This is a genomic window from Roseovarius sp. CH_XMU1461 (assembly GCF_037027165.1).
Classification (GTDB): Bacteria; Pseudomonadota; Alphaproteobacteria; order Rhodobacterales; family Rhodobacteraceae; genus Roseovarius; species Roseovarius nubinhibens.
On record NZ_JAYMDV010000001.1, the window covers coordinates 55,603 to 81,236 of the forward strand.

The 25,634-nt window shown below is 65.3% G+C and carries 26 protein-coding genes; 14 read left to right on the forward strand and 12 right to left on the reverse strand.

Annotated features, from left to right (window positions below):
* Positions 1–54: 54 nt before the first annotated feature.
* Together WA237_RS00295 and mnmD are read right to left on the reverse strand one after the other, a co-directional pair.
* On the reverse strand, positions 55–921 hold the full coding sequence (locus WA237_RS00295; RefSeq protein ID WP_336096244.1) for a DMT family transporter: 867 nt from the start codon (positions 919–921) through the stop codon (positions 55–57).
* Positions 918–1,598, reverse strand: a complete 681-nt coding sequence (mnmD, locus tag WA237_RS00300; protein WP_336096245.1) for a tRNA (5-methylaminomethyl-2-thiouridine)(34)-methyltransferase MnmD — start codon at positions 1,596–1,598, stop codon at positions 918–920. Before mnmD ends, WA237_RS00295 begins: the two co-directional genes overlap by 4 nt.
* 62 nt (positions 1,599–1,660) lie before the next feature.
* Between mnmD and WA237_RS00305 the strand changes: the two genes are divergently transcribed.
* Together WA237_RS00305 and WA237_RS00310 are read left to right on the forward strand one after the other, a co-directional pair.
* A complete protein-coding gene (locus WA237_RS00305; RefSeq protein ID WP_336096246.1) occupies positions 1,661–2,692 on the forward strand; it encodes an NAD(P)/FAD-dependent oxidoreductase in 1,032 nt (343 codons plus the stop codon).
* A 41-nt stretch (positions 2,693–2,733) separates the two neighbouring features.
* Positions 2,734–3,267, forward strand: coding sequence for a L,D-transpeptidase family protein (locus WA237_RS00310; RefSeq protein ID WP_336096247.1), 534 nt, complete (start codon positions 2,734–2,736; stop codon positions 3,265–3,267).
* Positions 3,268–3,291: 24 nt separating this feature from the next.
* Here WA237_RS00310 and WA237_RS00315 read toward each other — a convergent pair whose 3' ends face one another.
* Positions 3,292–3,942, reverse strand: coding sequence for a YggS family pyridoxal phosphate-dependent enzyme (locus WA237_RS00315; RefSeq protein WP_336096248.1), 651 nt, complete (start codon positions 3,940–3,942; stop codon positions 3,292–3,294).
* 175 nt (positions 3,943–4,117) lie between these two features.
* On the opposite strand from WA237_RS00315, the gene WA237_RS00320 reads away from it, so the two are divergent.
* A complete protein-coding gene (locus WA237_RS00320) occupies positions 4,118–4,603 on the forward strand; it encodes a DUF3576 domain-containing protein (protein ID WP_216015575.1) in 486 nt (161 codons plus the stop codon).
* Positions 4,604–4,687: 84 nt separating this feature from the next.
* Here WA237_RS00320 and WA237_RS00325 read toward each other — a convergent pair whose 3' ends face one another.
* Entirely contained in the window at positions 4,688–5,932 is a 1,245-nt protein-coding gene (locus tag WA237_RS00325; RefSeq protein WP_336096249.1) for a glycosyltransferase, read from the reverse strand.
* Positions 5,933–6,083: 151 nt separating this feature from the next.
* Between WA237_RS00325 and leuS the strand changes: the two genes are divergently transcribed.
* From leuS to holA, 3 genes are read left to right on the forward strand one after another with little or no spacing between them, the layout of a single operon-like run.
* Positions 6,084–8,666 carry a leucine--tRNA ligase gene (gene leuS / locus WA237_RS00330; protein WP_336096250.1) on the forward strand — a complete coding sequence of 861 codons (2,583 nt, stop codon included), beginning with the start codon at positions 6,084–6,086 and terminating at the stop codon, positions 8,664–8,666.
* Positions 8,653–9,147 carry an LPS assembly lipoprotein LptE gene (lptE, locus tag WA237_RS00335; protein WP_336096251.1) on the forward strand — a complete coding sequence of 165 codons (495 nt, stop codon included), beginning with the start codon at positions 8,653–8,655 and terminating at the stop codon, positions 9,145–9,147. The genes leuS and lptE overlap by 14 nt, the downstream gene beginning before the upstream one ends.
* Entirely contained in the window at positions 9,144–10,169 is a 1,026-nt protein-coding gene (gene holA, locus WA237_RS00340; RefSeq protein WP_336096252.1) for a DNA polymerase III subunit delta, read from the forward strand. Before lptE ends, holA begins: the two co-directional genes overlap by 4 nt.
* Here the strand turns inward: holA and WA237_RS00345 are convergent.
* Entirely contained in the window at positions 10,166–10,468 is a 303-nt protein-coding gene (locus WA237_RS00345) for an HNH endonuclease (RefSeq protein WP_336096253.1), read from the reverse strand. The two genes, holA and WA237_RS00345, sit on opposite strands and share 4 nt — an antisense overlap.
* Before the next feature lie 69 nt (positions 10,469–10,537).
* Between WA237_RS00345 and WA237_RS00350 the strand changes: the two genes are divergently transcribed.
* The 3 genes from WA237_RS00350 to WA237_RS00360 all read left to right on the forward strand — a co-directional run bounded on the left by WA237_RS00350 (position 10,538) and on the right by WA237_RS00360 (position 13,510).
* On the forward strand, positions 10,538–11,854 hold the full coding sequence (locus WA237_RS00350; RefSeq protein WP_336096254.1) for a mechanosensitive ion channel family protein: 1,317 nt from the start codon (positions 10,538–10,540) through the stop codon (positions 11,852–11,854).
* Positions 11,851–13,008 carry a TIGR03862 family flavoprotein gene (locus tag WA237_RS00355; protein WP_336096255.1) on the forward strand — a complete coding sequence of 386 codons (1,158 nt, stop codon included), beginning with the start codon at positions 11,851–11,853 and terminating at the stop codon, positions 13,006–13,008. The genes WA237_RS00350 and WA237_RS00355 overlap by 4 nt, the downstream gene beginning before the upstream one ends.
* A gap of 76 nt (positions 13,009–13,084) precedes the next feature.
* Positions 13,085–13,510 carry a GFA family protein gene (locus WA237_RS00360; RefSeq protein WP_336096256.1) on the forward strand — a complete coding sequence of 142 codons (426 nt, stop codon included), beginning with the start codon at positions 13,085–13,087 and terminating at the stop codon, positions 13,508–13,510.
* A gap of 29 nt (positions 13,511–13,539) precedes the next feature.
* Here the strand turns inward: WA237_RS00360 and WA237_RS00365 are convergent, their stop codons facing one another.
* Positions 13,540–15,534 (reverse strand): lytic transglycosylase domain-containing protein, encoded by a 1,995-nt coding sequence (locus tag WA237_RS00365; RefSeq protein WP_336096257.1) that lies wholly within the window; start codon positions 15,532–15,534, stop codon positions 13,540–13,542.
* Positions 15,535–15,702: 168 nt separating this feature from the next.
* Between WA237_RS00365 and dapA the strand changes: the two genes are divergently transcribed.
* Together dapA and WA237_RS00375 are read left to right on the forward strand one after the other, a co-directional pair.
* Positions 15,703–16,578 (forward strand): 4-hydroxy-tetrahydrodipicolinate synthase, encoded by an 876-nt coding sequence (gene dapA / locus WA237_RS00370; RefSeq protein ID WP_009812486.1) that lies wholly within the window; start codon positions 15,703–15,705, stop codon positions 16,576–16,578.
* A gap of 186 nt (positions 16,579–16,764) precedes the next feature.
* Positions 16,765–17,550 (forward strand): hypothetical protein, encoded by a 786-nt coding sequence (locus WA237_RS00375; RefSeq protein ID WP_336096258.1) that lies wholly within the window; start codon positions 16,765–16,767, stop codon positions 17,548–17,550.
* Between the two features lie 8 nt (positions 17,551–17,558).
* Here WA237_RS00375 and WA237_RS00380 read toward each other — a convergent pair whose 3' ends face one another.
* The 3 genes from WA237_RS00380 to WA237_RS00390 all read right to left on the reverse strand — a co-directional run bounded on the left by WA237_RS00380 (position 17,559) and on the right by WA237_RS00390 (position 20,512).
* Entirely contained in the window at positions 17,559–18,254 is a 696-nt protein-coding gene (locus WA237_RS00380; protein ID WP_009812487.1) for an NYN domain-containing protein, read from the reverse strand.
* 111 nt (positions 18,255–18,365) lie between these two features.
* Positions 18,366–19,238 (reverse strand): glutathione-dependent disulfide-bond oxidoreductase, encoded by an 873-nt coding sequence (gene yghU / locus WA237_RS00385; RefSeq protein ID WP_216015585.1) that lies wholly within the window; start codon positions 19,236–19,238, stop codon positions 18,366–18,368.
* Between the two features lie 161 nt (positions 19,239–19,399).
* Complete coding sequence (locus WA237_RS00390; protein WP_009812489.1) at positions 19,400–20,512, reverse strand: S-(hydroxymethyl)glutathione dehydrogenase/class III alcohol dehydrogenase; 1,113 nt, start codon at positions 20,510–20,512, stop codon at positions 19,400–19,402.
* 129 nt (positions 20,513–20,641) lie between these two features.
* On the opposite strand from WA237_RS00390, the gene WA237_RS00395 reads away from it, so the two are divergent.
* The 3 genes from WA237_RS00395 (at position 20,642) to WA237_RS00405 (ending at position 22,230) form a co-directional block, all read left to right on the forward strand.
* A complete protein-coding gene (locus WA237_RS00395; protein ID WP_336096259.1) occupies positions 20,642–20,917 on the forward strand; it encodes an I78 family peptidase inhibitor in 276 nt (91 codons plus the stop codon).
* Positions 20,918–21,002: 85 nt separating this feature from the next.
* Entirely contained in the window at positions 21,003–21,347 is a 345-nt protein-coding gene (locus WA237_RS00400) for a DUF2794 domain-containing protein (protein WP_009812491.1), read from the forward strand.
* A gap of 4 nt (positions 21,348–21,351) precedes the next feature.
* The gene (locus WA237_RS00405) at positions 21,352–22,230 is read left to right on the forward strand and encodes a class I SAM-dependent methyltransferase (protein ID WP_336096260.1); all 879 of its coding nucleotides are present in this window, start codon (positions 21,352–21,354) and stop codon (positions 22,228–22,230) included.
* A 93-nt stretch (positions 22,231–22,323) separates the two neighbouring features.
* Here WA237_RS00405 and speB read toward each other — a convergent pair whose 3' ends face one another.
* The 3 genes from speB to WA237_RS00420 are packed head-to-tail and all read right to left on the reverse strand — an operon-like array spanning position 22,324 to position 25,531.
* Positions 22,324–23,295 (reverse strand): agmatinase, encoded by a 972-nt coding sequence (speB, locus tag WA237_RS00410; RefSeq protein ID WP_336096261.1) that lies wholly within the window; start codon positions 23,293–23,295, stop codon positions 22,324–22,326.
* Complete coding sequence (locus tag WA237_RS00415; protein WP_336096262.1) at positions 23,292–24,131, reverse strand: C40 family peptidase; 840 nt, start codon at positions 24,129–24,131, stop codon at positions 23,292–23,294. The genes speB and WA237_RS00415 overlap by 4 nt, the downstream gene beginning before the upstream one ends.
* Positions 24,131–25,531 carry a leucyl aminopeptidase family protein gene (locus WA237_RS00420; RefSeq protein ID WP_336096263.1) on the reverse strand — a complete coding sequence of 467 codons (1,401 nt, stop codon included), beginning with the start codon at positions 25,529–25,531 and terminating at the stop codon, positions 24,131–24,133. The genes WA237_RS00415 and WA237_RS00420 overlap by 1 nt, the downstream gene beginning before the upstream one ends.
* Between the last annotated feature and the right edge of the window lie 103 nt (positions 25,532–25,634).

The following is a 25,634-nucleotide window of genomic DNA, read 5'->3' on the forward strand; positions in this document are numbered from 1 at the left end:
CCTTCGGTGAAAACGCAGCGGGCGGCCCTTGGGCCGCCCGTGTTGCATTTGGTGTCAGCCCTTGACGCGTTGCCGCCAGAGCGTGAAGAGCCCCGCCGCCACGACGATACAGGCCCCCACCGCCACATTGGTGCGGATCGTCTCGGAAAAGACCGTGATGCCGATGATGCTCACGAAAACCAGTTGCAGATAGGCGAAGGGCTGGACGGCGCTGGCCTCGGCCACCTCATAGCATTTGATCAGCGTGTAATGGCCCAGCGCCCCGGTGATGCAAAGCGCCCCCATCCAGCCCCAGTCCGACCCGGTCATCGGCTCCCAGAACCAGATGCCGATGGCGGTCATCGCGACCGAACCGACGGTGCCGGTCCAGAAAAAGCTCGTCGCGGCGCTGTCGCGGCGGGCGGCATAGCGCGTCACCAGCGCGTAAAGCGCGAACATCAGCGCCGCGATGAGCGGCACGATGGCGGCGGGTTGAAAGACGCCGAGCCCCGGTTTCAGGATCACCAGCACGCCGATGAAGCCCACGCCAATCGCCGCCCAGCGCCGCCAGCCCACATGTTCGCCGAGCACCGGCCCCGACAGCGCCGCCACCAGCAGCGGATAGGCGGCAAAGACGGCATGGGCCTCGATCAGCCCGAGCAGGGTAAAGGCGTAGATCATCACGCAGATTTCGGTGACGAGCAGAAGCGCCCGGAAGGCCTGAAACACCGGCTGGGTGGTGGCCGCCGCCTGCAACACGCCGCCCGCCTTGCGCGCCGCCACCGCGATGACGAAGGCCGCGAAGAACCAGTAGCGGATCATCACCACCATATAGACGTTATATTCCCCCGCCAGATGGCGCGAAATACCGTCCTGCACGGCAAAGATGAAGGTTGTGACAACCATCAGGAGGATGCCAAGGCGGGTGTTCTGTTCGGTCATGTCTTTGGGTTCCGGGCCACGGTCATGTGACGTTTGCGGCCATAGCCGGAAACGCGGGCGACTTCAAACCCCGCCTCAGAGAGGCCACGGCGCACAAAGCCTGCGGCGGTATAGGTGGCGAGCGTGCCGCCGGGGGCGCTGTGATCATGCACCGCCTGCATCAGATCGGCGCCCCAGAGCTCGGGGTTCTTGGCGGGCGAAAACCCGTCGAGATACCAGGCGTCTGCGCGGCCCTGCCAATGGGGCAGCGCGCTGCGGGCGTCGGCCTCGATGACGTGGAGCTGCATGTTGCCCGGCAGGGTGATGTCGCACGCGCCGGCCTGCCAGCCCGCGATGAGCGGCGCGGCGAGCTCTGCCAGCTCGGGGAAATGCGCCAGCGCTCGCGCCATGTCCTCGGCCGCCATCGGGAAGGCCTCGAAGGAGGTGAAATGTAACGTGCCGGGGGCCCCCGCCGCACACCACGCCTGACAGGTGGTCAGCGCGTTGAGCCCGGTGCCAAAGCCCAGCTCGGCGATGGCAAACCCGTCGCGGAACCGGTCCGGCAAGTCATTGCCCGCGAGGAACACATGGCGCGTCTCGTCGAGACCGTTTTCGAGACTGTAATAGGGATCATCGAACTGCTGCGAGACCGGCACATCGCCCTCGCGCCATTCAAGAACCGCCCGCTGGCCCTGCATTCCCCGATCCTCTATGACATGACAAATCGGGGCGACCATGCAGGGATGGCGGAGCATTGGCAATGGCAGAGATCACCGTGATGGGGGCCGGCGTGTTCGGTCTCTCCGTGGCTTGGGCCTGTTTGCGCCGGGGTGCGAAGGTGCAAGTGATCGACCCTTTCGGGCCCGGTGCCGGGGCCTCGGGCGGCGTGGTCGGCGCGCTCGCCCCGCATGTGCCGGAAAACTGGAACGCCAAGAAAGCCTTTCAGCTCGAGAGCCTGCTTATGGCCGAGGCCTTCTGGGCCGGGGTCGAAGAAACCGGCGGCGTGAGCCCGGGCTATGCCCGCACCGGGCGCATTCAGCCCATTACGGATGACGCAGGCCTTGCGCTGGCCGAGGCACGGGCCGAGACGGCCAAGACGCTCTGGCAGGATCATGCCATCTGGCAGGTGATTGACGCGCAGGACGCGCCCTGGGCGCCTGTGTCGCCCAGCGGCAAGCTCATTCATGACACGCTCAGCGCGCGCATCCATCCGCGCCGCGCCTGTGCCGCACTGGCCGCCGCGATCACCACGGCGGGCGGCGAGATCCTGAGCGAGGGCACGCCGCGCGGGCCGGTGATCTGGGCCACCGGGGCGCAGGATCTGGCCGAGATGAGCGCCCAGCACAGCCGCATCGTGGGCCAAGGCATCAAGGGTCAGGCGGCGCTGTTGCATTTCGACGGGCCGACACTGCCACAGCTTTTTGCCGATACGCTCCACATCATCCCCCATGCCGATGGCACGGTCGCCATCGGATCGACCACCGAGCGCGAGTTCACCGACCCGACCGGCACCGACGCCCAGCTCGATGACATCATCGAGCGCGCCATGCGGGCGGTGCCGGTGCTGCATGGGGCGCGCATCGTCGAGCGCTGGGCCGGGCTGCGGCCGCGCAGCCGGTCACGGGCGCCGATGCTCGGCCTGCACCCGATGCGGCCTGGCGCCTATATCGCCAATGGCGGGTTCAAGATCGGCTTTGGCATGGCGCCCAAGGCGGCCGAGCTCATGGCCGATCTCGTGCTCGACGGGCGCGACAGCATTCCGCAGGATTTCAAACCGGAGGCCTCTTTGTGACCCGAAACGACGTGACCCGAAACGACGTGATCCCAGAAAATATGACCGATTATTCCGTGAGCCCCGACGATATGGTGCTCACCGCGCGCGGGCTGCGCTTTCAGGGGCGGCTCTACCCCTGCACCATCGGGCGTGGCGGGCTCAGCCGGACCAAGCGCGAGGGCGATGGCGCGACGCCGGTGGGCATTCATCATGTGGTGGGCATGTTCTACCGCGCCGACCGGATGCCGCGCCCGGCGCATTGGGCGGAGCCTACGGGGCTGCGCGATCTGTGGTCCGATGACAGCCGCACGCCCGAGTATAATCAGCTCGTCCGGGCGCCCTATGGGGCGAGCCATGAGACCATGCGCCGGGCCGATCCGCTCTATGATCTGGTGATGATCACCGACTGGAACTATCCCGAGGCCGAGCCAGAGCGCGGGTCGTGTATCTTCATCCACCGCTGGCGCAGGAAGGGCTATCCCACGGCGGGCTGCCTTGGGCTGCGGCCCGATCACCTGTTGCAGATTGCGGCGCGGATCGAGCCCGGCGCGCGCTTTGTCGTGCCGCCGATTGCACCGCTGCTGCGGGATTGAACCGCGCGGAGCGGCGGGTAGGTCTTAGTAGGCGCGGTCACCGAAAATGGCCGAGCCCACGCGCACATGGGTCGCGCCGAGCGCGATGGCGCGTTCGAAATCGCCGCTCATCCCCATCGACAGCCCGTCGAGCCCGTTGCGCGCCGCGATCTTGGCCAGAAGCGCGAAATGCAGACTCGGCTCTTCGTCGACCGGCGGGATGCACATGAGCCCACGAAGCGGCAGATCGAGGCCGCGACATTCGGTGATGAAGGCATCGGCGTCCTTGGGCAGGATGCCGGCCTTTTGCTCTTCCTCGCCGGTGTTCACCTGAATGAAGAGATCGGGGCAATGCCCCTCTTCCTGGGCGATGCGGGCGATGGTCTGGGCCAGTTTGGGCCGGTCGACCGAATGGATCGCCTGCGCCAGTTCCATCGCCTGCCGCACCTTGTTGCTCTGCAAGGGGCCGATGATATGCAGCTCGATCCCGTCATATTTCTCGCGAAAGCCGGGCCATTTGCCCGCCGCTTCCTGCACCCGGTTTTCGCCAAAGACCCGGTGCCCCTCGTCCAGAACCTCCTCTACCCGGGCGTCGGGCTGTTTTTTCGACACGGCAATGAGCGATACGCTGCCGGGCGCGCGCCCGGCGTCTTTTTCGGCCTTGGCAATGGCCTCTGTGATCTCGGACAGCGACATGTCATCCTCCGCAAATGGCATCGTGATCGGCAGGCCCCAGCGGACCGCATCCGGGGCCGCATCTAGGGTCGGGTCAATATGTGGCGCGACTGTCGCGCGGTTGCAAACACATTAACGCCTTGCCCCATGCCGCGCCGTTGGATAGTAGGGTAAGCAGGCTACAGCGGACGACCCAATGACATTTTCGACATTCAAAGCCGTCACGATTGCACTGACCTCGGCAGTGGTCCTTGTGGGCTGCGACCGGAGCAAGATCGGCCCGACCAATCCAGACGCATATACCGTTGAACAGGGACGCGAGGCGAAAACCGGCGTCACCAGCGGCACCTCTATTCTGGACGCGTTCAAGGGCGGCAAGTCGACGGTCAAGGTCAACCGCTTCCTGTGGACCGCGTCGCTTGACGTGCTCGACTTTCTGCCGGTGCAGACCGCCGACCCGTTCACCGGGGTGATTTCCACCGGCTATGGCATCCCGCCCGGCGGCGGTCAGGCCTATCGCGCCACCGTGCTGATCAGCGACCCGGCGCTCGATGCCCGCTCGCTCAACGTGGCGCTGCAGACCCGCAGCGGTCGTCCGGTCAGCGCCGCCACCCAGCGTGCCGTCGAAGATGCGATTCTGTCGCGGGCGCGGCAGCTGCGGATCAGCGCCGGACGCTACTGATCCGAGGGTGATCGGGCGCGTCACCGAGATGTGATCAAAGAGATATGAGGGCGGGGATTTCCCTGCCCTTTTCTTTTGGGCCGGTCAAAGCGGCAGGTCCATCACCTCGTCGACCCAAGCCAGTTGCGCCGGCAGGCAATGCGATCCGAGATCATATTGCCCGACCACCAGATCGCGCGCCGCCGCGCCGAGCCGGGCGCGCGCCTCGGCATCGTCGAGCAAGCCGCAGATCTCGGCGACCAGCGCCTCGCGGTCGAAGAAATTCACCAGATGCCCGGTCTCGCCATGCGTGATCACCTCGCGCACCGGGGCGGTGTCACTCGCCACCACCGCCGCGCCACAGCCCATCGCCTCGAGCAAGGACCAGCTCAGCACGAAGGGATAGGTGAGATAGACATGCAGCCGTGAGAGCTGCAGCAGATGGGTGAACTGATCATGCGGCACCCGGCCCACGAAATGCACCCGCGCCCAATCGGCATCAGGGATCTGCGGCCGGACCTCGTCGCGGAAATGCGCCTTCCAAGTGGTGCCCTTGGGCGGCTGCGCGCCATAGCTCACCTCGTCGCCGCCGACGATGATCACCCGCGCGCGCGGTCGGTTGCGCAGGATCTGCGGCAGCGCTCGCATGAAGACGTGATAGCCGCGATAGGGTTCGAGATTGCGATTGACGAAGGTGATCACCTCGTCGGCGCGGCTCAAGGGCGGGTGGCCCTTGAGGGTGAGCGTCACCTCCGGGTCGGGGCGGCTCTGACCGGTGTCGATGCCGTCATGGATGACCCGGATACGGTCGCGGAACTCGGGCGGGAAGGTGTCGGCCTGAAACCGTGTCGGGCTGATTCCGGCATGGGCCTGCGGGAAATGCAGATGGTTGTTGAGGTTCTTGAGCCGGATGCGCAGCGGATCGAGCTCGGGGTCGGGCGTCGAGAACTCAGGGTCGAAGTTGAGATGCGGATAGCCCGCCTCGTGATAGAGCTCGCAATAGAGCGCCAGCCGCGCCCCGGGCCACAGATCGCGCAGGAACATCGGCTCGCCCCAGCCGTGATGCGCGAGGATGAGATCGGGCGCATAGCCCGCGTCGCGCATCTGCCGCGCGGCGCGATAGCAGGCCTCGGCGCGGGTCACCTTGGTGTCGAGATCGACGAGCCAGGGATGCACCGCCTGCGCCTTGCGCGCCCGCAGCCGATAGGGCACCAGCTCGACCCCCTGCCAGACGCCCGGCTCCTTGGCGCGCAGGGTGAGCGCCCGGCACTCATGCCCGGCCGCCGCCAGCGCTGGCGCGAGATGCTTGTACTGACCGGGGAAATTCTGGTGAATGAAAAGGATTTTCAACTGACAAGCGCCTCACAAGGGGATTTCACCGACTATAGGGGCGAGAATTGGTGCTGAAAAGCGCCGCAACCCTGCCTTCGTGCTGGAAGTTTGCGCCCCCGCCCCCTATCACCCTTGCCAACACCAGAATCTGAGTAGAAGGGCAAACTCCATGCCGTATTCCGCAGCCGAGATCGAAGCGAAATGGCAATCCGCATGGGATGAGGCGGGGCTGTTCCGGGCCACCCGCTCGGAAGACCGTCCGAAATACTATGTGCTCGAGATGTTCCCCTACCCCTCGGGGCGCATCCATATGGGCCATGTGCGCAACTACACGATGGGCGATGTGATCGCGCGCTACAAGATCGCCACCGGCCATAACGTGCTGCATCCGATGGGCTGGGACGCCTTTGGCATGCCCGCCGAGAACGCCGCCATGGCGAGCGGCGGCCACCCCAAGGACTGGACCTACGGCAACATCGCCACGATGAAGAAGCAGATGAAGCCGCTCGGCCTGTCGATCGACTGGAGCCGCGAGTTTGCCACCTGTGACCCGGAATATTACGGCCAGCAGCAGGCGCTGTTTCTCGATTTCCTCGAAAAGGGCCTCGTCTATCGCAAGAACGCGGTGGTGAACTGGGACCCGGTCGACATGACCGTGCTCGCCAATGAGCAGGTCGAAGCGGGCCGCGGCTGGCGCTCGGGCGCCTTGGTCGAGCGGCGCGAGCTGACCCAGTGGTTCTTCAAGATTTCCGACTATTCGCAAGAGCTGCTCGAAGCGCTCGACACGCTCGAACATTGGCCCGCCAAGGTGCGGCTCATGCAGGAGAACTGGATCGGCCGGTCGCGCGGGTTGCAGTTTTCCTTCTCGCTCATCGACGGGCCGGATGGGATGGACCGGGTCGAGGTCTATACGACCCGTCCCGATACGCTCATGGGCGCGTCCTTTGTGGGCATCTCGCCGGATCATCCGCTGGCGCGGCGTCTGGAGGCCGACAACGGTGATCTCGCCGAGTTCAACGCCGAGTGCCGCCGCATGGGCACGTCGGAAGAAGAGCTTGAGAAGGCCGAAAAGCGTGGCTTTGACACCGGGCTGCGGGTGCGCCATCCGCTCGATCCGGCGTGGGAGCTGCCGGTCTATGTGGCGAATTTCATCCTGATGGATTACGGCACCGGCGCCATTTTCGGCTGCCCGGCCCATGATCAGCGCGACCTCGATTTCGCCCGCAAATACGCGCTGCCCGTGGTCTCGACCTATGCGCCTGTCGCCGCCGAAGACGGCTTTGCCCTGCCCGAAGAGGGCGGCGCGGCCTATGTGCCGCAAAAGACCGAAACGGTGAATTATATCAAGGGCTTTGCCGGCGACGCGCAGCAGACCGGGCTGGAAGGCATCGACGCCGCCATCGCCTTCTGCGAGGCCAATGGCATCGGTCAGGGCGTGACCAAGTTCCGCCTGCGCGATTGGGGCCTGTCGCGGCAGCGCTATTGGGGCTGCCCGATCCCGGTGGTTCATTGCGGCAGCTGCGGCGTGGTGCCGGAGAAGAAAGAAAACCTGCCCGTCCGCCTGCCCGATGATGTGAGCTTTGACCAGCCCGGCAACCCGCTCGACCGGCATCCGACATGGCGCGACTGCGCCTGCCCGAAATGCGGCGGCGCGGCCCGGCGCGAGACCGACACGATGGACACATTCGTCGACAGCTCGTGGTATTTCGCCCGCTTCACCGCGCCCCGTGCCGAGACGCCGACGGTGATGGAAGAGGCCGAATATTGGATGAATGTCGATCAATATATCGGCGGCATCGAACATGCGATCCTGCACCTGCTCTATTCGCGCTTCTTCGCGCGGGCGATGCAGATTTGTGGCCATCTGCCGGAGAAGAGCATCGAGCCCTTCAACGCGCTTTTCACCCAAGGCATGGTGACCCACGCCATCTATGAAAACGCCGAGCGCCGCGCCGACAATGGCCGCCCGCTCTATCACTATCCCGACGAGGTCGAGGAGCGTGACGGCGCGGTGGTGGTCAAGGAAACCGGCGAGGCGGTCACGGTGATCCCCTCGGCCAAGATGTCGAAATCGAAAAATAACGTGGTCGACCCGGTGAGCATCATCGACGCCTATGGCGCCGACACCGCGCGCTGGTTCGTGCTGTCCGACAGCCCGCCCGAGCGCGATGTCGAATGGACCGCCGCCGGGGCCGAGGCCGCGTTCAAACATCTGACGCGGGTCTGGAACCTGAGCGAGCGCATCGCCGAGATGGAGGACGCGCCCGAGAGCGACGCCGACAAGGAGCTCTTGCGCGAGATGCACAAGGCGATCCATGACGTGACCATGGGCGTCGAAAGCTTTGGCTTTAACGCGGCCATCGCCAAGCTCTATGCCTTCACCAACACCTTGTCGAAATCCAAGGCCGGGGCCGCCTCCCAGCGGCAGGCGATCCGCACCCTCGCCCAGCTCATGTCGCCGATGACGCCGCATCTCGCCGAAGATGTCTGGGCGCGCCAGGGCGGCGAAGGTCTCTGCGCGGCGGCGACCTGGCCGGTGGCGGATGAGGCGATGCTCGTCTCCGACACGGTCACCTTGCCGATCCAGATCAACGGCAAGCGCCGGGCCGAAATCACCGTGCCCGCCGATATGGACAAGTCCGAGGTTGAAAAAGCCGCGCTGGCGATGAATGCTGTGCAAAAGGCGCTCGATGGCGCCGCGCCGAAGAAAATCATCGTTGTGCCGGGACGGATCGTCAATGTCGTCATTTAACCGCCGTCAATTCTGCGCCCTTGGCCTCGGGTTTCTGGCCATGGGCTGTGGCTTTACCCCGGTCTATGGGCCGGGCGGCGGCGGCGCGGCGCTGATTGATGCGGTGGCGGTGGATGCGCCCAAGACGCGGCAGGATTACCTCTTTGTGCGCACCATGGAAGAACGGCTCGGCCGCGGCTCCAACCCGCGCTATGGGCTGTCCTACAAGATCGACTTTGGCGAAGAGGCGGTCGCCATCTCGTCGAGCAACGTGACCACCCGTTACAATGTGATCGGCCGCGTCACCTATGCGCTGCGCGATCTGCAGACCGGCGAGGTCGCGGCCTCGGGCAAGACCCAGAGCTTTACCAGCTATTCCGCCTCGGGCAGCACCGTCGCCACCCAGGCCGCACAGGATGACGCGGGTGAACGGCTGATGATCATCCTCGCCGATGATGTAACCACCCGCCTCGGCGCGGCGCTGACCGCGCCCGCCTCATGAAGCTCGCCCCGCGTGATGCCGCGGGCTATTTCGCGCGTCCCGATGCGGGCAAGACCGGCCTGCTGATCTATGGCGCCGATGCGATGCGGGTGGCGATGCGCCGGCAAGAGGTGATCAAGGCGCTGATCGGCCCGCAGGGCGAAGAGGAAATGCGCCTCACCCGGATGCCCGCCGCCGATCTGCGCAAGGATCCGGCGCTCTTGCTCGATGCGATCAAGGCGCAGGGGTTTTTCCCCGGCCCGCGCGTGGCCTTTGTCGAGGATGCGACCGAAACCGCCGCCCCGGCCATTCTGGCGGCGCTGGAGGATTGGGCCGAGGGCGATGCCCAGATCATCGTCACCGCCGGCACGCTCAAACCCACGTCAAAGATCCGCAAGGCCTTTGAGGGGCACAAAAACGCCTATGCCGCCGCGATCTATGACGACCCGCCATCGCGGGCCGAGATCGAGGCCGAGCTGGGCCGCGCCGGGCTTGGCAATGTGCCGGGCGAGGCGATGACCGATCTGGTGGCGCTCTCCAAGGCGCTCGACCCCGGTGATTTCCGCCAAACGCTTGAAAAGCTGTCGCTTTACAAGCTCGGCGATGACAGCCCGCTGTCAAGCGAAGACATCCAGAACTGCGCCCCCGGCTCGACCGAGGCCGAGACCGATGACGTGCTGCATATCGTCGCCGAAGGCCGCTCGCAGGAGATCGGCCCGGTGCTCAAACGGCTCAAGGCGCAAGGGGTGCAGCCCGTCGGGCTCTGCATCGCCGCGACCCGGCATTTCCGCACGCTCTATACCGCCGCCTCCGATCCCGGCGGCGCGGCGCAGGGCATTGCCCGGATGCGGCCGCCGGTCTTTGGCCCGCGCCGCGACCGGATGCTGCGGCAGGCGCAGGGCTGGGGCGCGGCCAAGCTCGAACAGGCGCTGTCGATCCTGCTCGAGACCGATCTGACGCTGCGCTCGGCGGGCCGGGTGGCCCCCGATATGGCCCTCGTCGAACGGGCGCTGATCCGGCTGGCGATGCTGGCGCGGCGCTAACGCAGCCGCCGCCGCCCCGGTGTCTTTGATCGAAACCCCGGCGGCCGTTTGGCCACCCAGCGGATGAATTTCGCCAGCCTCGGATGGGCGCGCAAGGCCTCGATCGTGTGATAGTCGCGGGCGAGCTCGGCCTCGGTCAGGCTCGCGTGGATTTCATTGTGGCAAATCTGATGCAGCCGCACCACCGACCCGCCCTTGCCGCCCTTGAGCCGCGGCACGAGGTGATGCAGGCTCTGGGGCACATCCCCGGGCAGGGCACGGCCACAGAGCGGACAGATCGGATCAGACGTATCACTCACTTGATCACCAGCGCAGTTCCGGGCAAGAGATTGTGCTAGGACAGCGTAACAAGGGCAAGAGGGTACGGGATGGACGGACAACCGGAAATCATTCAACAGCTTATGGACTATGCGCAGCAAGGCTGGGAGATCGCCGAAAGCTGGCTGCTGAGCCCCGCCGCATGGTCGCAATTCGCCCTGTTGATCGCGGCCTATCTGCTCTCGGTGATGATCAACCGCCGCCTGCGCCCGCTGCTCAAAAGGCTGCTCACACCGCAGGGCGATCAGACCAATATCATCGCCCGCGCGCGCCTTTTTGTGCTGGATTTCACGCCGCTTTTGCTGCCGCTTCTGGCCTATGTGTTCACCGGTCTCGGCGAGAGCGTGACCCGCTCGCTCTTTGACTCGGGCGCGGTCATCGCCTTTGGCAACCGGGTGTTCATCTTTCTCGGCGTGCGCATCCTCGTGCGCGATATCCTCAAGGATCCGTTCCTGCGCCTGCTGGGCAAATATGTGCTGCTGCCGATGGCCGCGCTCTATGCCGTGGGCCTGTTGGAGACGGCGACGGCCAAGCTCAAATCCACCATCGTGCCGCTCGGCAACATGTCTTTCGACCTGCTCTGGCTCTTGCAGGCGGTGGTTGCGGGCGGCGTGGTGTTCTGGCTCGGGCGTTGGTCGAACGATCAATCGACAAGCTATATCCACGCCCAGCAGGACATGCGCCCGGCGACCCGACAGCTTGCCGCCAAGGCCGCCGAGATCGCCATTTTCGGCGCGGCCTTCCTGCTCTTGATGAATATCTTGGGCATCTCGCTCACCTCGCTGGCGGTGCTCGGCGGTGCGATTGGCGTGGGGCTCGGCTTTGGCCTGCAGAAGATCGCCGCGAACTTCATTTCGGGGGTGATCCTTCTCGTCGAGGGGCAGGCCACGGTCGGCGATTATGTCGAGCTCGACGGCGGCGAGGCGGGCACCATCGTCAAGACCACCGCCCGCGCGATGATCCTCGAGACCTTCGATGGCCGCTGGATCGTGGTGCCGAACGAGGATTTCATCACCACCCGCGTCGTCAACTATTCCGATCAGGGCAGCGCCAACCGCTATGAGGCGGAATTCTCGGTCTCTTATGATGCTGACGTGAACCGCGTGCCCGAGATCATCGAAGAGGCCGTGTCCAAGCTCGATTTCATCCTGCAAGTGCCCGATGGCCCCGATTGCGAGCTGCGCGCCTTTGGTGACAGCGGCGTCGAGTTTGCGGTCGAGTTCTGGGTCAATGGCATCGACGATGGCAAGAACCGCTTTACCCCGGTGGTGATGATGACGATCTGGAACGCGCTCAAGGACAACAACATCGAGATCCCCTATCCGCAGCGTGTGGTCCATCACAAGGGACTGCCGCCCGAGGCATGAGCGAAGCGCTGATCATCGGGGCCGGCCCGGCGGGGCTGATGGCGGCAGAGCGGCTGGCGGCATCGGGCGTCGCCGTCACTCTGGCCGAGGCCAAGCCGAGCCCCGCGCGCAAATTCCTGATGGCCGGGAAATCCGGGCTCAACCTCACCAAGGACGAGCCTTTCGAGGCGTTTCTCGCACAGTTCGGCGCGGCGCAGGCGGACTTGGCCCCGATGCTGCGCGGCTTTGGGCCAGAGGCGGTGCAGGATTGGGCGCGTGGTCTCGGTCAGCCGCTCTTTACCGGCACGACGGGACGGGTCTTTCCCGAGGCGATGAAGGCCTCGCCGCTGTTGCGGGCCTGGCTGGCGCGGCTCGAGGGCGCGGGCGTGCGGCTCGAACGGCGCTGGCGCTGGACCGGCTGGGAGGGCGAGGCCTGCCGCTTTGAGACGCCCGAGGGGCCGCGTGTGCTCTGCCCCCGCGCCACGATCCTCGCCTGTGGCGGGGCGAGCTGGGCGCGGCTCGGCTCGGACGGGGCATGGGCGGGCTGGGTCGAGGGCACCGCGCCGTTCCGCCCCGCCAATATGGGCTTTGCGGTCTCTTGGTCCGACCATATGCGGCGCCATTTCGGCACGCCGGTCAAGGGCTGCGCCCTGCAGGCGGGCGATCAGCTCTCGCGCGGCGAGTTCGTCATCTCGGAACGCGGCATCGAGGGCGGCGGCATCTATGCGCTCTCGGCCGCGATGCGCGACGGCGCGCCGCTGACCATCGACCTCGCCCCGGATCTGAGCCTTGAGGATCTGCGCGCCCGGCTCGCCCGGCCGCGCGGCAAGCAGAGCCTTGCCAATCACCTGCGCCGCGCGCTGCGGCTCGACCCGGTGAAACAGGCGCTCTTGATGGAGTTTGCCCGCCCCCTGACCGAGGATCTCGCACCGATGATCAAGGCGCTGACCGTGTCGCATGACGGCCCGCGCCCGATGGATGAGGCGATCTCTACCGCAGGCGGGCTGCGCTTTGACGCGCTCGACGAGGGTCTCATGCTGCGCGACCGGCCCGGCACATTTGCCGCTGGCGAAATGCTCGACTGGGAGGCGCCCACGGGGGGCTATCTGCTCACCGCCTGTCTGGCGACCGGGCGCTGGGCCGGGGACGCCGCCGCGCGCTATCTGGCGGGCTGAGCGAGGCGCATCCACTGACAGAACCTGACAGGGGGTCTTGCTAGTCTGACCCCAGTCGCACTTGAAAGGATGTCCCATGACCAGTACCGGTTCCTGCCTTTGTGGCAGCGTCACCTACCGCATCGACCACGCCCCGGAAACCGCCCATGCCTGCCACTGTGGCCACTGTCAGAAATGGTCGGGCGGGGTCAATCTCTCGACCGAAGTGCCCGAGGCCGCCTTTCACATCACCGGCGGGGCAGAGCATCTCGGCACCTATAAGTCTTCGGACTGGGCCGAGCGCTGTTTTTGCAAGACCTGCGGCAGCTCGATCTATTCGCGGATGACCGCCGAAGGGCCGCATCAGGGGCTGCATTACATCTGTATCGGCACGCTCGACAGCACGGAGGGGCTCCGCCTTGGCGATGAAATCTTCATCGACCGCAAACCTGCCTGTTACGGGTTCGAGGGCACGCATAAGCGGCTGACCGAGGCGGAGTTCTTTGCCATGGTCGGCGGCTGAGCCAAAGGTTCCCGCCTCGGTTTCCTACCTCAATTTCCCTGACTTAGGCTGGGCGTCAGGCTGCGCCCGGCCAGCTCTTTGGAGAACGGCTGTGGCAGCGGATCACGGCCCAGGCGGGCGCGGTAAATCGGCAGGCTCTCGGCCACCCGCTGTACATAGTTGCGGGTCTCGCGAAACGGGATATGTTCCACCCAATCCACCACATCGACCTCTGGATCGCGGGGATCGCCAAGGGCCTCGATCCATTGATCGGCCCGATGCGGCCCCGCGTTGTAAGCCGCTGACACCAATAGGATATTTCCGTCGAACCGCTCGGCCATCTGGGCCAGATAGGACGCCCCGAGCTGCGCGTTATAGCGCCAGTCGTTGCGCACTTTTTCCGGGTCATAGGCGACGCCCGTGTCCCGCGCCACATCGCGCGCAGTGCCCGGCATCACCTGCATCAGCCCCTCGGCCCCGGCATGGCTGCGCACCGAGAAATCGAACTCGCTCTCGCGCCGCGCAATGGCCAGCGCCATTTCCATATCGATGGGCAGATCCATCTCTTGCATCGGGTGCAGCGGGTAGTAGATCCCATTGGCGACCCGCCCTTCCGACGCCGCCGCCTTGCCTGCCATCACCTGCAGATGCGCGTCGCCCATCTCGTCGAGCGCCTGACCCAGACGCGCCAGATCATCCCGGCTCAGCCGCTCGGCCAGATCGGTGAGGAACATCTCGGCATACCAATCCTGCCCGTTTTTGGCCAACAGGACCCCGGCCTGATACGGCAGGCTCTTGGCAAAATCCGCCGCCCGCCAATCGCCCAGATCCTCGCGCCCGTTGAGATCCTCGGGCAGCGCCACACCGGCCTTTTCCGCCGCCAGAAGCCCGTAGAAACTCGTCGGATGCTCGGCCCCCGCCTCATAGGACACCTGTGCCGCCTCCGGATCGCCCAGCGCCTCCTGCGCCCGGCCGAGCCAATAGCCCGCTCTCCCCCGCGAGATCGGCGAATTGACCGCCGCGCTCAGCCGCTGAAAATGGTCCCGCGCAAGCTCCGCATCATCGAGAAACCGCAGCGCCAAATAGCCCGAGAGAAATTCGAGATCGGCGTAATCGCCGCCCTCCTCCAGCCCATGCACCGAGGCCAGCGCATAGGCCGTGTCATATTTGCCCTCGCGCATCATCCGACGCGCCAGCGCCCGCCGCCAGCTCGCCCAGCGGTCAGGGATACCGAGCCCCTTGTCGCTGTGGCTCTGCGCCACGGTGAGCGCCATCGCCTCTTCCGTCTTGCCCATGTCGAGCAGCCGCTCGAACCGCCGGTAGGACAAGAGAGGATCGTCCTGCAACTCTTTGGGAAGGTCGGAAATTCCGGCCGACGGATCACCGCCGTTCTTGATCTTGTCGCGCAGCGCCGAGAGCTTTTGCCGCGCCTCCGACACCAGGGGCCGCATGAGCGCCACATCCTTGAGCCCGCGCCATTCCGCCATGTCGAGCCTTGCCGCGTGATGATCGGCCAGAAGCGGGCCGTGCTCGGCCAGGAAAAGATCATGCTCGGCCGTGCTCAGATCGAGCGTCCGCCACGCCAGCACGATCCCCGCCTCGGCATCGCCCTGCTTGCCCGCCGCCATCTGGGCCCGCGCGAGGCGCAGCACGCCGCCCCCGGTCTGTGGGCTGCGGCTCTCGAAAAGCGCCAGCACCTCGGCGTCGCTCGCCTCTTCAAACACCGGCTCGCTTTTCTCCACCAGCCGGTCGAGACCGGGGAAATCGCCATGAGCTTCCAGAAAGTCCAGCACCTCCTGCGGGCTGCCATGGCCTGCGCGCAGCCGCATCCAGTCGATGATCGCAGGCCCCGCCGGGCCGCTCCGCTCGGCCAACCCGCGCGCCCAGATCCAGCGCCCGTCCTGCGCCGCCAAGAGCGCCGATGTCAGCGGCCGCGGCGGCAGGTCGCGCAGACCCTCCGCCGCCCAGCCCGGCGTCGCCCACGGGCCAACCCCGGCCCCGAGCCCAACCCCGAACCCGGCCCCCAGAAGGAAAACAATGGCCATTCCGCGTTTCACAGCTTGCATTTCACCGTCCGTCACATAATAGACAGGCCCAGCCTATGTATGCGGCCAAACCCCGTCCAATGACATTCGGTCATGATGGGCATGATCCCGCTGAGGCCTTCATTTTACGGGCCATCCGCCCGCCATGACAAAAGAAAGGAGCGTGTCATGCTTAAAGGTTCACTACCTGCCCTGGTCACGCCGTTCAAGAACGGCGCGCTGGATGTTGACACGCTCAAACACCTTGTCGAGTGGCACATCAACCAAGGCAGCCACGGTCTTGTTCCCGTCGGCACCACCGGCGAGAGCCCGACGCTCAGCCATGAAGAGCATGAAGCCGTGGTCGAGATCGTGGTCAAGGCCGTCAATGGCCGCATTCCCGTGGTCGCCGGTGCCGGCAGCAACAACACCGCGGAATCGCTGCGCTTCATGGAACATGCCAAGAAGGTCGGCGCCGATGCCGCCCTCGTGGTCACGCCCTATTACAACAAGCCGACCCAGCGCGGCCTCATCGCGCATTTCAAGACGCTGCATGATGCCTGCGACCTGCCGATCGTGATCTACAACATCCCCGGCCGCTCGGTCGTGGACATGCTCCCCGCCACCATGGGCGAGCTGGCGAAACTGCCGCGCATCATCGGCGTCAAGGACGCGACCGGCGATCTCGCCCGCGTCTGCCAACAGCGCATCACCTGCGGCACCGACTTCCTGCAGATCTCGGGCGAAGACGCCACCGCGCATGGGTTCAACGCCCAGGGCGGCGTCGGCTGTATCTCGGTCACCGCCAATGTCGCGCCGAAGCTCTGCGCCGAGCTGCAAGAGGCGACGCTGCGCGGCGATTACGCCGAGGCGCTCAAGATCCAGGACCGTCTGATGCCGCTGCATCAGGCGATCTTTACCGAGCCGGGGCTTGTCGGTGTCAAATACGCCATGTCGCGGCTTGACCTGTGCAGCGCCGAGGTCCGCCCGCCGCTCACCCCGCTGCTGGACGAGACCAAAGCCCTCGTCGACGCGGGCCTGCGCCACGCCGGGCTGCTCAACTGAGCGCTGGGCTCTGAGTGAAGTCAGACCAATTAATTCAGAAAGCCCCGCCCCCGCGCGGGGCTTTCGCGTTGTTGGGAGCAAAGGAACCCTGATGAATTTGGGTGTAACCACTCGCGAGTGAGAAACTGAGGTGTCCCGAGATTCAATCCCGGAGCCAAGTCACACTGTCACGAGAGGGAGCCTTCGATGTTTACATACGATTTCGATCACCCAGAAGAATATGTGGGCCGTTTTCAGCCCATTTTGGAACCGGTGGCGCGAGAGATCCTCCGCGAAATGTATGAGCAGTCTTCTTGGGATAGCTCCGATTCAGACCATCGTTACTTAACCAATAGACCGCCCTCGCCAGTGACAGACCATGTCCTGCGTGAGATAGAGAGCGATTTCGCGAAATGTCACCTCAGGGCATTCCATGCGACCCGCCTGTTGGATCAAGATACGATATGGCGAGAGGGACTTCGTGCCCTCAATCCCAATGATCAAATCGAGCGCGTTCGAAAGGCTTTCAGTAGCCTGCCGAGCAACGAATATACTGAGCGACTTCTCACGAAGCTTGCGACATGGAATGAAGAAAACGACCGAACGGGAGTCACAACTCGAGAGAAACTTTGCTTTGTGTCACCCCATCGCGTGGGGCTTCATGACGGCGGATGCGACATCTTCTTCAAACTCTTCGGCGGCGAGTTCATTCAACGGGTGTTGGGTAGAACAGTTAAAGATACCGACATCCCAATCAATGAGCCAGGAAGCCCAGCTGTCGTGGTGGTGAAGATACCCGCCACATCGTGCCTACATGGTTCAAATAAGGTTTTGTGGGACACTATGAACAGCCTTGGCCATTCCCTCCCGGAAACGTCCGGATCGGTTGGGGATGTCTGTATCCCTTGGGGTATCCCTCCGGAATGTATCGAGAGAATTTGTGACCGACACGACCCCTACCTTGCCGCCGTTGAGCCCGTCAAAGCACCGTAACAGCCCCCTCAATCCATCCGCCGCACCATGAGCTGATTGCCCTCGCGCCGGGTCTCGAGCACCTTGATCGCCGCGATCAGGTCGCTGAGCTTCTTATGCCCATAGCTGCGCGTGTCGAAATCGGGATTGGCCGTGGTGATCTGTTGGCCCAGACGCCCCAGCGCGTACCAGTCGCCATCCTGATCGATGCTGTCCATCGCTTTGAACAACAGGTCGCGCGCCTCGGTGAGCTTGGTCGCCGGGGCGCGGCTCTCGGTCTCGGGCGCGCCGCCGAGGTTCTCGAGATAGATGAACCGTTTGCAGGCCTTGCGAAACGCCTCGGGCGTCTTGCGCGCGCCGATGCCGAACACCTCGAGCCCCTGTTCGCGCAACCGGCTGGCAAGCCGGGTGAAATCGCTGTCCGACGACACAAGGACGAACCCGTCGAACCGGCCCGTATGCATCAAATCCATCGCGTCGATCACCAGCGCGATGTCGCTGGCGTTCTTGCCCACGGTATTGGCCGGCGAATGATGCGGCACGAGGCCAAACTCGGCCTGCACCCGGTTCCAGCCATTCATCTGCTGGGACGAGAAATCCCCATAGCAGCGCCGCACCGACGCCTCGCCGATCGAGGCGATCTCGTCAAAGATGGCTTGCGTCCATTTCGGCGATGTATTGTCGGCATCGATCAGAACCGCCAAGAGCGGCGTTTGTTCGGGCATGTCTCTCTCCTGTGAGGCGCCCTCCTGTGAGGCGTCTGCCCCCACACATAGCACAAAGGCCGCCCCTTCCCAGAGGCGGCCTTGGCCAATCGCGCGAATTGCCGAAAAAGATCAGGCGTCTTCGCCGATCTTGTCCTGCGTCTGCGTCTCGAAATCCGAGGCCGCGTGCCGCTCCCAGAGCTGCTCTTCGGGCTCGCCCCAGAACCGGTTGACCTTGCGCCCGCGCTGCACGGCGGGACGGTTTTCGATCTCATTGGCCCAGCGCTGCACATGCTCATACTCATGCAGGCTGAGGAAGGTCGCCGCATCGCCATATTGACGGCCAAGCGCCAGATTGCCGTACCAGGGCCAGATCGCCATATCGGCAATCGTATACTCCTCGCCCGCGATGAACCGCCGCTCGGCGAGCTGCCGGTCGAGCACGTCGAGCTGGCGTTTGACCTCCATCGCGAACCGGTCGATCGGATATTGCCATTTCTCCGGCGCGTAATGATAGAAATGCCCGAACCCACCGCCGAGATAGGGCGCGCTGCCCATCTGCCACATGAGCCAGTTCATCACCTCGGTGCGCCCGGCCCCGGATCTGGGCAGGAAGGCGCCGAACTTCTCGGCCAGATGCAGCAGGATCGAGGCGCTTTCAAACACCCGCACAGGCTCTGCCCCGCTGCGGTCGATCAGCGCCGGGATCTTCGAGTTGGGATTGACCTCGACAAAGCCGCTGCCGAACTGATCGCCATCGCCGATGCGAATGGGCCAGGCGTCATATTCCGCGTCATGCCCCGCATCGAGAAGCTCTTCGAACATCGTGGTGACCTTGACCCCATTGGGCGTCGCCATGGAGTAGAGCTGAAACGGATGCTTGCCCTCGGGCAGCGCCTTGTCATGGGTCGGCCCGGCAATCGGCCGGTTGGTCGAGGCGAAGGTGCCGCCATTCTCACTCTCCCAGGTCCAGACCTTCGGCGGGGTATAGCTGTCGTCGCTCATCACAGATGTCCTCTTGTTGCGCAGGCCCCGGCAGCTTTGGCCGAGGCGTTGCTGTTAACCTAGCCGCTCTACGCGAGGCTGCAACAGCAAGGGCCGCACAATCGCTGTGCGGCCCCCCAAATTCTCGTGATCACGCCGATCAGGCGCGCGCATGATCGCGATCAGTAGATCACCACCGAGCGGATGCTCTCGCCCGAATGCATGAGCTCAAACCCCTTGTTGATGTCGTCGAGCGGCATCGTGTGGGTGATCATCGGATCGATCTCGATCTTGCCGTCCATATACCAATCGACGATCTTCGGCACATCGGTGCGCCCGCGCGCCCCGCCAAAGGCCGTGCCCTTCCAGACCCGCCCGGTGACGAGCTGGAACGGACGGGTCGAAATCTCGGCCCCCGCAGGTGCGACGCCGATGACGATGCTCTCGCCCCAGCCCTTATGCGCCGCCTCAAGCGCGGTGCGCATGACCTGCACATTGCCGGTCGCGTCAAAGGTGTAATCCGCGCCACCGCCGGTGAGCTCGACCAGATGGCCCACGAGATCGCCCTTGACCTTGGACGGGTTGACGAAATCGGTCATGCCGAATTTCTTGGCCATCACCGCCTTATCATCATTGAGATCGACACCGACGATCTGATCGGCCCCGGCCAGACGCAGGCCCTGGATCACGTTGAGACCGATACCGCCGAGACCAAAGACGATGGCGCGGCTGCCGATCTCGGCCTTGGCGGTGTTGATCACCGCACCGATGCCGGTGGTGACGCCGCAACCGATATAGCAGACCTTGTCAAACGGCGCGTCCTTGCGGATCTTGGCAAGCGCGATCTCGGGCAGGACCGTGTGGTTCGAAAAGGTCGAACAGCCCATGTAATGCAGGATCGGCGTGCCATCGAGCATCGAGAACCGGCTGGTGCCATCGGGCATGACGCCCTTGCCTTGGGTCTCGCGGATCGACTGGCAGAGGTTGGTCTTGGGGTTGAGGCAATATTCGCACTGGCGGCACTCGGGCGTATAGAGCGGGATCACGTGATCGCCGGGCTCAAGGCTCGTCACCCCCGGCCCCACTTCGAGAACCACGCCCGCGCCCTCATGGCCGAGGATCGCCGGGAACGCGCCTTCGGGGTCGGCCCCCGAGAGGGTGAAATCATCGGTGTGACACAGGCCCGTGGCCTTGATCTCCACCAGAACCTCACCCGCCTTCGGGCCTTCGAGGTTCACTTCCATGATCTCCATGGGCTTGCCGGCCTCGACGGCCACCGCGGCTCTGGTACGCATCCTCAATCCTCCTGAAATTCGATTTGGCCGGACATTGGGCGAAAGATCGCAGCTTTTCAACACGCGATACCCGCCCCGCTTGCAAATCGCCGCTTGCCGGTCGAAACCTGTCGCAAACAGGAGATTTTCATGCGCCCCTTTATCCTCGCCCTGCCCGCCGCCGCCCTGCTGGCCGCCTGCAACCCCGAATCTGAAAGCCCTGCCATGCCCTCCGAGGACTCCTGCGGCGCCGCCGCCCTGCAACATCTCGTCGGTCAGGATCACACATCCCATGATTTCGCCAAGGAGGCCAAAGCCCTGCGCATCATCCCGCCCAACAGCGCGGTGACGATGGATCACCGGCCCGACCGGCTCAATGTCGATATCGACGATCAGGGGACGGTGACACGGATCTGGTGCGGCTGAGCCGAGACAACACGCGCCCCGGAAACCTCACATAACCCGGGGCGATTTTGCTTGCCAACCCGGCATTTCACGGCAAACTTGTGCCATGAATGTCCAGAGCTCCTCTGCCTTCACCGGGTCTGGTGGCGACGCCCAGGTGGCTTTCCACCGCACCGAGCTGTCAGTCATCCTGTCGCTCTACGGGCGCATGGTCGCGGCGGGCGAATGGCGCGATTACGGCATCTCGAGCCTGCGCGACGTGGCCATTTTCTCGGTCTTTCGCCGCACCGCCGAAACCCCGCTCTACCAGATCGAAAAACGCCCCAAGCTGCGCGGCCGTCAGGGCCAATATGCGGTGATCGGCATGGATGGGCGCATCCTCAAACGCGGCGCCGATCTGCGCACCGTCTTGCGCGTGCTGGAACGCAAGCTTATCCGCGCGGTCGAGTGATCCAATGACAGACACCGGCCCAATTTCAGGCCCCGATTCAGGCCCCGACATTGGCCCCAACGCCGATCAGGCCGCCTATTGGCAGTCCCGCGCCGGCCAGAAATGGGTCACCCATCATGCAACGCTCGACCGGCTCTTTGAAAACGTGCTGGCCGAAACGCTGGCCCGCGCCGCGCCGCAACCGGGCGAACAGGTGCTCGACATCGGCTGCGGCACCGGGGCCAGCACCCGCGCCCTGGCCGAGGCGGTCGGGCCAGAGGGCCATGTCACCGGCATCGACATCTCCGCCCCGCTGATCGATCTGGCCCGTGCCCGCGTCACCGCGCCCCAGGCCAGTTTCCTGCGCGCCGATGCCCAGACCCATAGCTTCGCGCCCGAGCATGATCTTCTCTTCTCGCGTTTCGGGGTGATGTTTTTCGACGATCCCGCCGCCGCCTTCACCAATCTGCGCCGCGCCGCCAAACCCGGCGCGCGGCTCGCCATGATCTGCTGGGGTCCGATGCCCGACAACCCTTGGTTCCGCCTGCCCTTCAAAGCCGCGGTCGAAAGGCTCGGCCGCCCCTCACCGCTGCCCGAATTCGCCCCCGGCCCGACCGCCTTCAAGGACATCGACCGGGTGACCGGCATCCTGCGCGACGCGGGCTGGTCCGCCGCCGAAGGGGAAGCGGTCGAGATCCCGCTCCTGCCGCCACAGGCGCTGCAGGAGGCCGCCGAGTTTGCCTGCCTCATCGGCCCCGCCGCCCGCACGTTTCAGGAAAAAGACGGCACCGAGGAGGACAGATCGGCCATCATCGAGGCCACCGCCGCTTTGCTGTCGCAATACCGACGCGATACCGACCTGACGATTCCGGCCCGTCTCATCCTCTACAGCGCCCGCGCCTAAGCCCCTTCCCCCTCGCCCTTCAGGCGCTTCTTCTGGCCCGAAATATCCCGGGGGTCCGGGGGCTGGCCCCCGGCTCTTCCCCCGGTTCCAACCTTACTTCGACCGCGCCGCGACCTGCCCCGCCATGATGCACAGGATCTCATACATCACCGACATGCCGAGAAAGGCCGTGCCCCCCGACATGTCGAAAGGCGGCGACACTTCGACCATATCCGCGCCGACGATATTGACCCCTTCCAGCTCGCGGCAGACCTGCAGCGCCTGATAGGAATTGGGCCCGCCCACCTCCGGCGTCCCGGTGCCCGGCGCAAAGGTTGGGTCAACGAAATCAATGTCATAGCTTACATAGGTCGGGCCATCGCCCGCGATCTCCCGCGCCTCCGCCATGACATCCTCGACGCCGCGCGCATGGAACTCTTCGATGAGGATGAGGCGGATGCCCTCGGCCTTGGCAAAGTCGCGATCCTCCTCGTCATACATGGTGCCGCGAATGCCGATCTGCACCACGCGTTTCGGGTCGAGAAGCCCCTCCTCCACCGCCCGCCGGAAGGGCGTGCCATGGGTGTACATCATGCCGCCGAAATAGCTGTGAAAGAGATCCGTGTGGCTGTCGAAATGGATCATCCCCACCGGCGCCTTCTTGGCCACCGACCGCAGCACCGGCAGAGACGTCAGGTGATCCCCCCCCGCCGTCAGCGGCAAAATCCCCGCCTCGATCACCTTGTCATAAAACGCCGTGATCCGCGCCATACTGTCCTGAATATCCGCCGGATTCGGCCCGACATCGCCGAGATCGGCACAGCGCGCCGCCTCAAAGGGGCGCATCCCGCTCACCGCATGCTGGGCGCGCATCATGGTCGAGGCATCGCGCAGCTGGCGCGGCCCGTGCCGCGGCCCGGGCCGGTTGGTCGTGCCACTGTCCCAGGGCACCCCGATGAGCCCGATCTCCACCTCGTCGAACCGCGCGTGATCCGGCGCCACATGCGGCAACCGCATGAAGGTCGGCACGCCCGCAAAACGCGGCAGCTCGAACCCCGAAATCGGGTGAAAGAATGTATCGCTCATGAAAGTCCTCCCAGACGTTTGCGGGCCGTGACCGGCCCCTCTCCCTGCGCCGCGATCCGGGCGATGGCCGCGCGCAGCGGCTCATAGGCCACCGCCATGTGATGGGCGTTGGCATGCAACAGCGTCACGCTATCCGCCATCATCCCCACATGACCTTCCCAAAACACCAGATCGCCGCGCTGCAATTCTGCACCTTCGAACAGTTCCTGCCCAAGCTCGGCCGCCTGCATGTCGCTGTCGCCTGGACAGGCCAAGCCGCAGGCCGCGAGCCCCGCCTGCACCAGCCCCGAACAATCGATGCCAAAGCCCGAATTGCCGCCCCAGAGATAGGGCGTGCCCAAGAGCCGCTCGGCCACCGACACCGGATCGCTCTCCGGCTCCTCCACCGGGGCCAGATGCGCCGCGAGCGCATAGCGCCCGTCCAAGAGCCGCACGAACCGTCCGGCCTCCCCCACCACGCAGAGCAGACTGCCCAGCGACAGCGGCACCGGCCCCGCGCATTTGATGTCGGGCGCGGCAAAGACCAGCGTCCGCGCCATCTGCACTCGATGCGTCGGGCGCGCCCATCCGGCCAGCCCGTCTGCGCGCGCATAGCCCACATGCCCGTTGCCCTCATCGCGCAGAAAGGCCCAGCCTTCGCGCGTCTCGAGATGGCTCACCCGCTGCCCGAAAAGCACCTGCCGCTCGACCCGTGGCGCATGCGGATAGGCATAGAGCGACAGCACCGGCGCGACCACCCGCATCGCCGTGCCCTCCGCGAACCGCTCTGCCGCGACCTGGCCGCGCAGCGACGCATGTGCCACCCGGTCATTGGCGAAATGACGACGCCGGTCCATCACAGGCCCAGCATCTCGGGCAGCGCCCCAAGCAGCGCCCGCGCCCCCATGCCGACGCCGCCCTTGGGCCGCGCCGGGGCCGCGCTCGGGCTCCAGCCATAGATGTCGAAATGCATATAGCGCGTCTCGCCCGCGAACCGCCGCAGGAAGAGCGCCGCGGTGATCGACCCGGCAAAGCCTCCTTTGGGCGCATTGTCGAGATCGGCGATACCGGGCTCGATCATCGCCTCATAGGGCTGATGAAAGGGCAGCCGCCAGACCGGATCGGCCATCCGCCCAGCCGCCGCCATCAACGCCTGCGCATCGCCCTCGTCATCGGTGTAATAGGGCGCGAGATCCGGCCCCACAGCCACCCGCGCCGCGCCGGTCAGCGTCGCCATCGACACCATGAGATCGGGGGCCTCCTCCGCCCCATAGGCCAGCGCATCCGCCAGAACCAGCCGCCCTTCGGCATCGGTGTTGTTGATCTCGACCGTCAGCCCCTTGCGCGACCGATAGATATCGCCGGGACGAAAGGCATTGCCCGAAACCGCGTTCTCCACCGCCGGGATCAGCACCCGCAGCCGCAGCGGCAGGCCGAGCGCCATGATCATCTGCGCAAGGCCCAGAACCGTCGCCGCCCCGCCCATATCTTTCTTCATCAGCCCCATCGACGCCCCGGGCTTGAGGTTGAGCCCGCCGGTGTCGAAACAGACCCCCTTGCCCACTAGGCACAAAAGCGGCCCCTCGCTGCCCCAGCGCAAATCAATAAGCCGCGGCGCCGCCTCCGCCGCCCGCCCCACCGTGTGGATGAGCGGAAAGTTCTGCGCCAGCAGATCGTCACCCGCCGTCACCTCGACCGCCGCGCCATGGGCCGCCGCCAGATCGCGGCACGCCGCTTCGAGCTCTGCCGGCCCCATATCCTCGGCCGGCGTGTTGATCAGATCACGGGTGAGCGCCTCGCCCGCCGCCATCGCCTCGATCCGCGCCGCATCGACGCCCTCGGGCGCCACAAGCCGCGCCTGCCCGCGCTTTTGGCTGGCGTAACGGTCGAACGCATAGCCGGTCAGCAGCCAGCCCAGCGCCTCTTCGGCCCGCCGCTCTGCCGACAGCCCGTCAAGCCGGTAGATCCCTTCGGGAAGCCCCGCCGCCACCGTCGCCAGATGAAACCGCCCGCGCGCCCGCACCTTGGCCTCGCCATAGCCCGCCAGCACAAGGCCGAGCCCGCCTTCGGCATCGGGCACCAGGAGAACCTCGCCCAGCCGCGCGGAAAACCCCGCCGCCTTGGCCCATTGCGCCACGCGGCCCGGCTGCGCAGCCAGCCAATCGTCAAGTTCGCCCGCCTCGATCACCTGCACCGGAACGGCATTTTCCGCTGTGGCAAAGCCTGCGAGCGAGGGGGCGGGCGTCTCGGATGTCATACTGGGGGAACCTTCTGGCAAGGGCGCGATGGCCGAACTGATTTGCCCCAGCCTACTGCCCGCCCCGGCACGTGCAAGCCCTCAGATCGCCCGATCCGGCCCG

What these genes read in the sequence shown, in the direction of transcription:
- WA237_RS00295 (WP_336096244.1), bottom strand. Translation starts at nt 921, where the DNA reads ATGACCGAACAGAACACCCGCCTTGGCATCCTCCTGATGGTTGTCACA.
- mnmD (WP_336096245.1), bottom strand. Translation starts at nt 1,598, where the DNA reads ATGCAGGGCCAGCGGGCGGTTCTTGAATGGCGCGAGGGCGATGTGCCG.
- WA237_RS00305 (WP_336096246.1), top strand. Translation starts at nt 1,661, where the DNA reads ATGGCAGAGATCACCGTGATGGGGGCCGGCGTGTTCGGTCTCTCCGTG.
- WA237_RS00310 (WP_336096247.1), top strand. Translation starts at nt 2,734, where the DNA reads ATGACCGATTATTCCGTGAGCCCCGACGATATGGTGCTCACCGCGCGC.
- WA237_RS00315 (WP_336096248.1), bottom strand. Translation starts at nt 3,942, where the DNA reads ATGTCGCTGTCCGAGATCACAGAGGCCATTGCCAAGGCCGAAAAAGAC.
- WA237_RS00320 (WP_216015575.1), top strand. Translation starts at nt 4,118, where the DNA reads ATGACATTTTCGACATTCAAAGCCGTCACGATTGCACTGACCTCGGCA.
- leuS (WP_336096250.1), top strand. Translation starts at nt 6,084, where the DNA reads ATGCCGTATTCCGCAGCCGAGATCGAAGCGAAATGGCAATCCGCATGG.
- lptE (WP_336096251.1), top strand. Translation starts at nt 8,653, where the DNA reads ATGTCGTCATTTAACCGCCGTCAATTCTGCGCCCTTGGCCTCGGGTTT.
- holA (WP_336096252.1), top strand. Translation starts at nt 9,144, where the DNA reads ATGAAGCTCGCCCCGCGTGATGCCGCGGGCTATTTCGCGCGTCCCGAT.
- WA237_RS00350 (WP_336096254.1), top strand. Translation starts at nt 10,538, where the DNA reads ATGGACGGACAACCGGAAATCATTCAACAGCTTATGGACTATGCGCAG.
- WA237_RS00355 (WP_336096255.1), top strand. Translation starts at nt 11,851, where the DNA reads ATGAGCGAAGCGCTGATCATCGGGGCCGGCCCGGCGGGGCTGATGGCG.
- WA237_RS00360 (WP_336096256.1), top strand. Translation starts at nt 13,085, where the DNA reads ATGACCAGTACCGGTTCCTGCCTTTGTGGCAGCGTCACCTACCGCATC.
- WA237_RS00365 (WP_336096257.1), bottom strand. Translation starts at nt 15,534, where the DNA reads ATGGCCATTGTTTTCCTTCTGGGGGCCGGGTTCGGGGTTGGGCTCGGG.
- dapA (WP_009812486.1), top strand. Translation starts at nt 15,703, where the DNA reads ATGCTTAAAGGTTCACTACCTGCCCTGGTCACGCCGTTCAAGAACGGC.
- WA237_RS00375 (WP_336096258.1), top strand. Translation starts at nt 16,765, where the DNA reads ATGTTTACATACGATTTCGATCACCCAGAAGAATATGTGGGCCGTTTT.
- WA237_RS00380 (WP_009812487.1), bottom strand. Translation starts at nt 18,254, where the DNA reads ATGCCCGAACAAACGCCGCTCTTGGCGGTTCTGATCGATGCCGACAAT.
- yghU (WP_216015585.1), bottom strand. Translation starts at nt 19,238, where the DNA reads ATGAGCGACGACAGCTATACCCCGCCGAAGGTCTGGACCTGGGAGAGT.
- WA237_RS00390 (WP_009812489.1), bottom strand. Translation starts at nt 20,512, where the DNA reads ATGCGTACCAGAGCCGCGGTGGCCGTCGAGGCCGGCAAGCCCATGGAG.
- WA237_RS00395 (WP_336096259.1), top strand. Translation starts at nt 20,642, where the DNA reads ATGCGCCCCTTTATCCTCGCCCTGCCCGCCGCCGCCCTGCTGGCCGCC.
- WA237_RS00400 (WP_009812491.1), top strand. Translation starts at nt 21,003, where the DNA reads ATGAATGTCCAGAGCTCCTCTGCCTTCACCGGGTCTGGTGGCGACGCC.
- WA237_RS00405 (WP_336096260.1), top strand. Translation starts at nt 21,352, where the DNA reads ATGACAGACACCGGCCCAATTTCAGGCCCCGATTCAGGCCCCGACATT.
- speB (WP_336096261.1), bottom strand. Translation starts at nt 23,295, where the DNA reads ATGAGCGATACATTCTTTCACCCGATTTCGGGGTTCGAGCTGCCGCGT.
- WA237_RS00415 (WP_336096262.1), bottom strand. Translation starts at nt 24,131, where the DNA reads ATGGACCGGCGTCGTCATTTCGCCAATGACCGGGTGGCACATGCGTCG.
- WA237_RS00420 (WP_336096263.1), bottom strand. Translation starts at nt 25,531, where the DNA reads ATGACATCCGAGACGCCCGCCCCCTCGCTCGCAGGCTTTGCCACAGCG.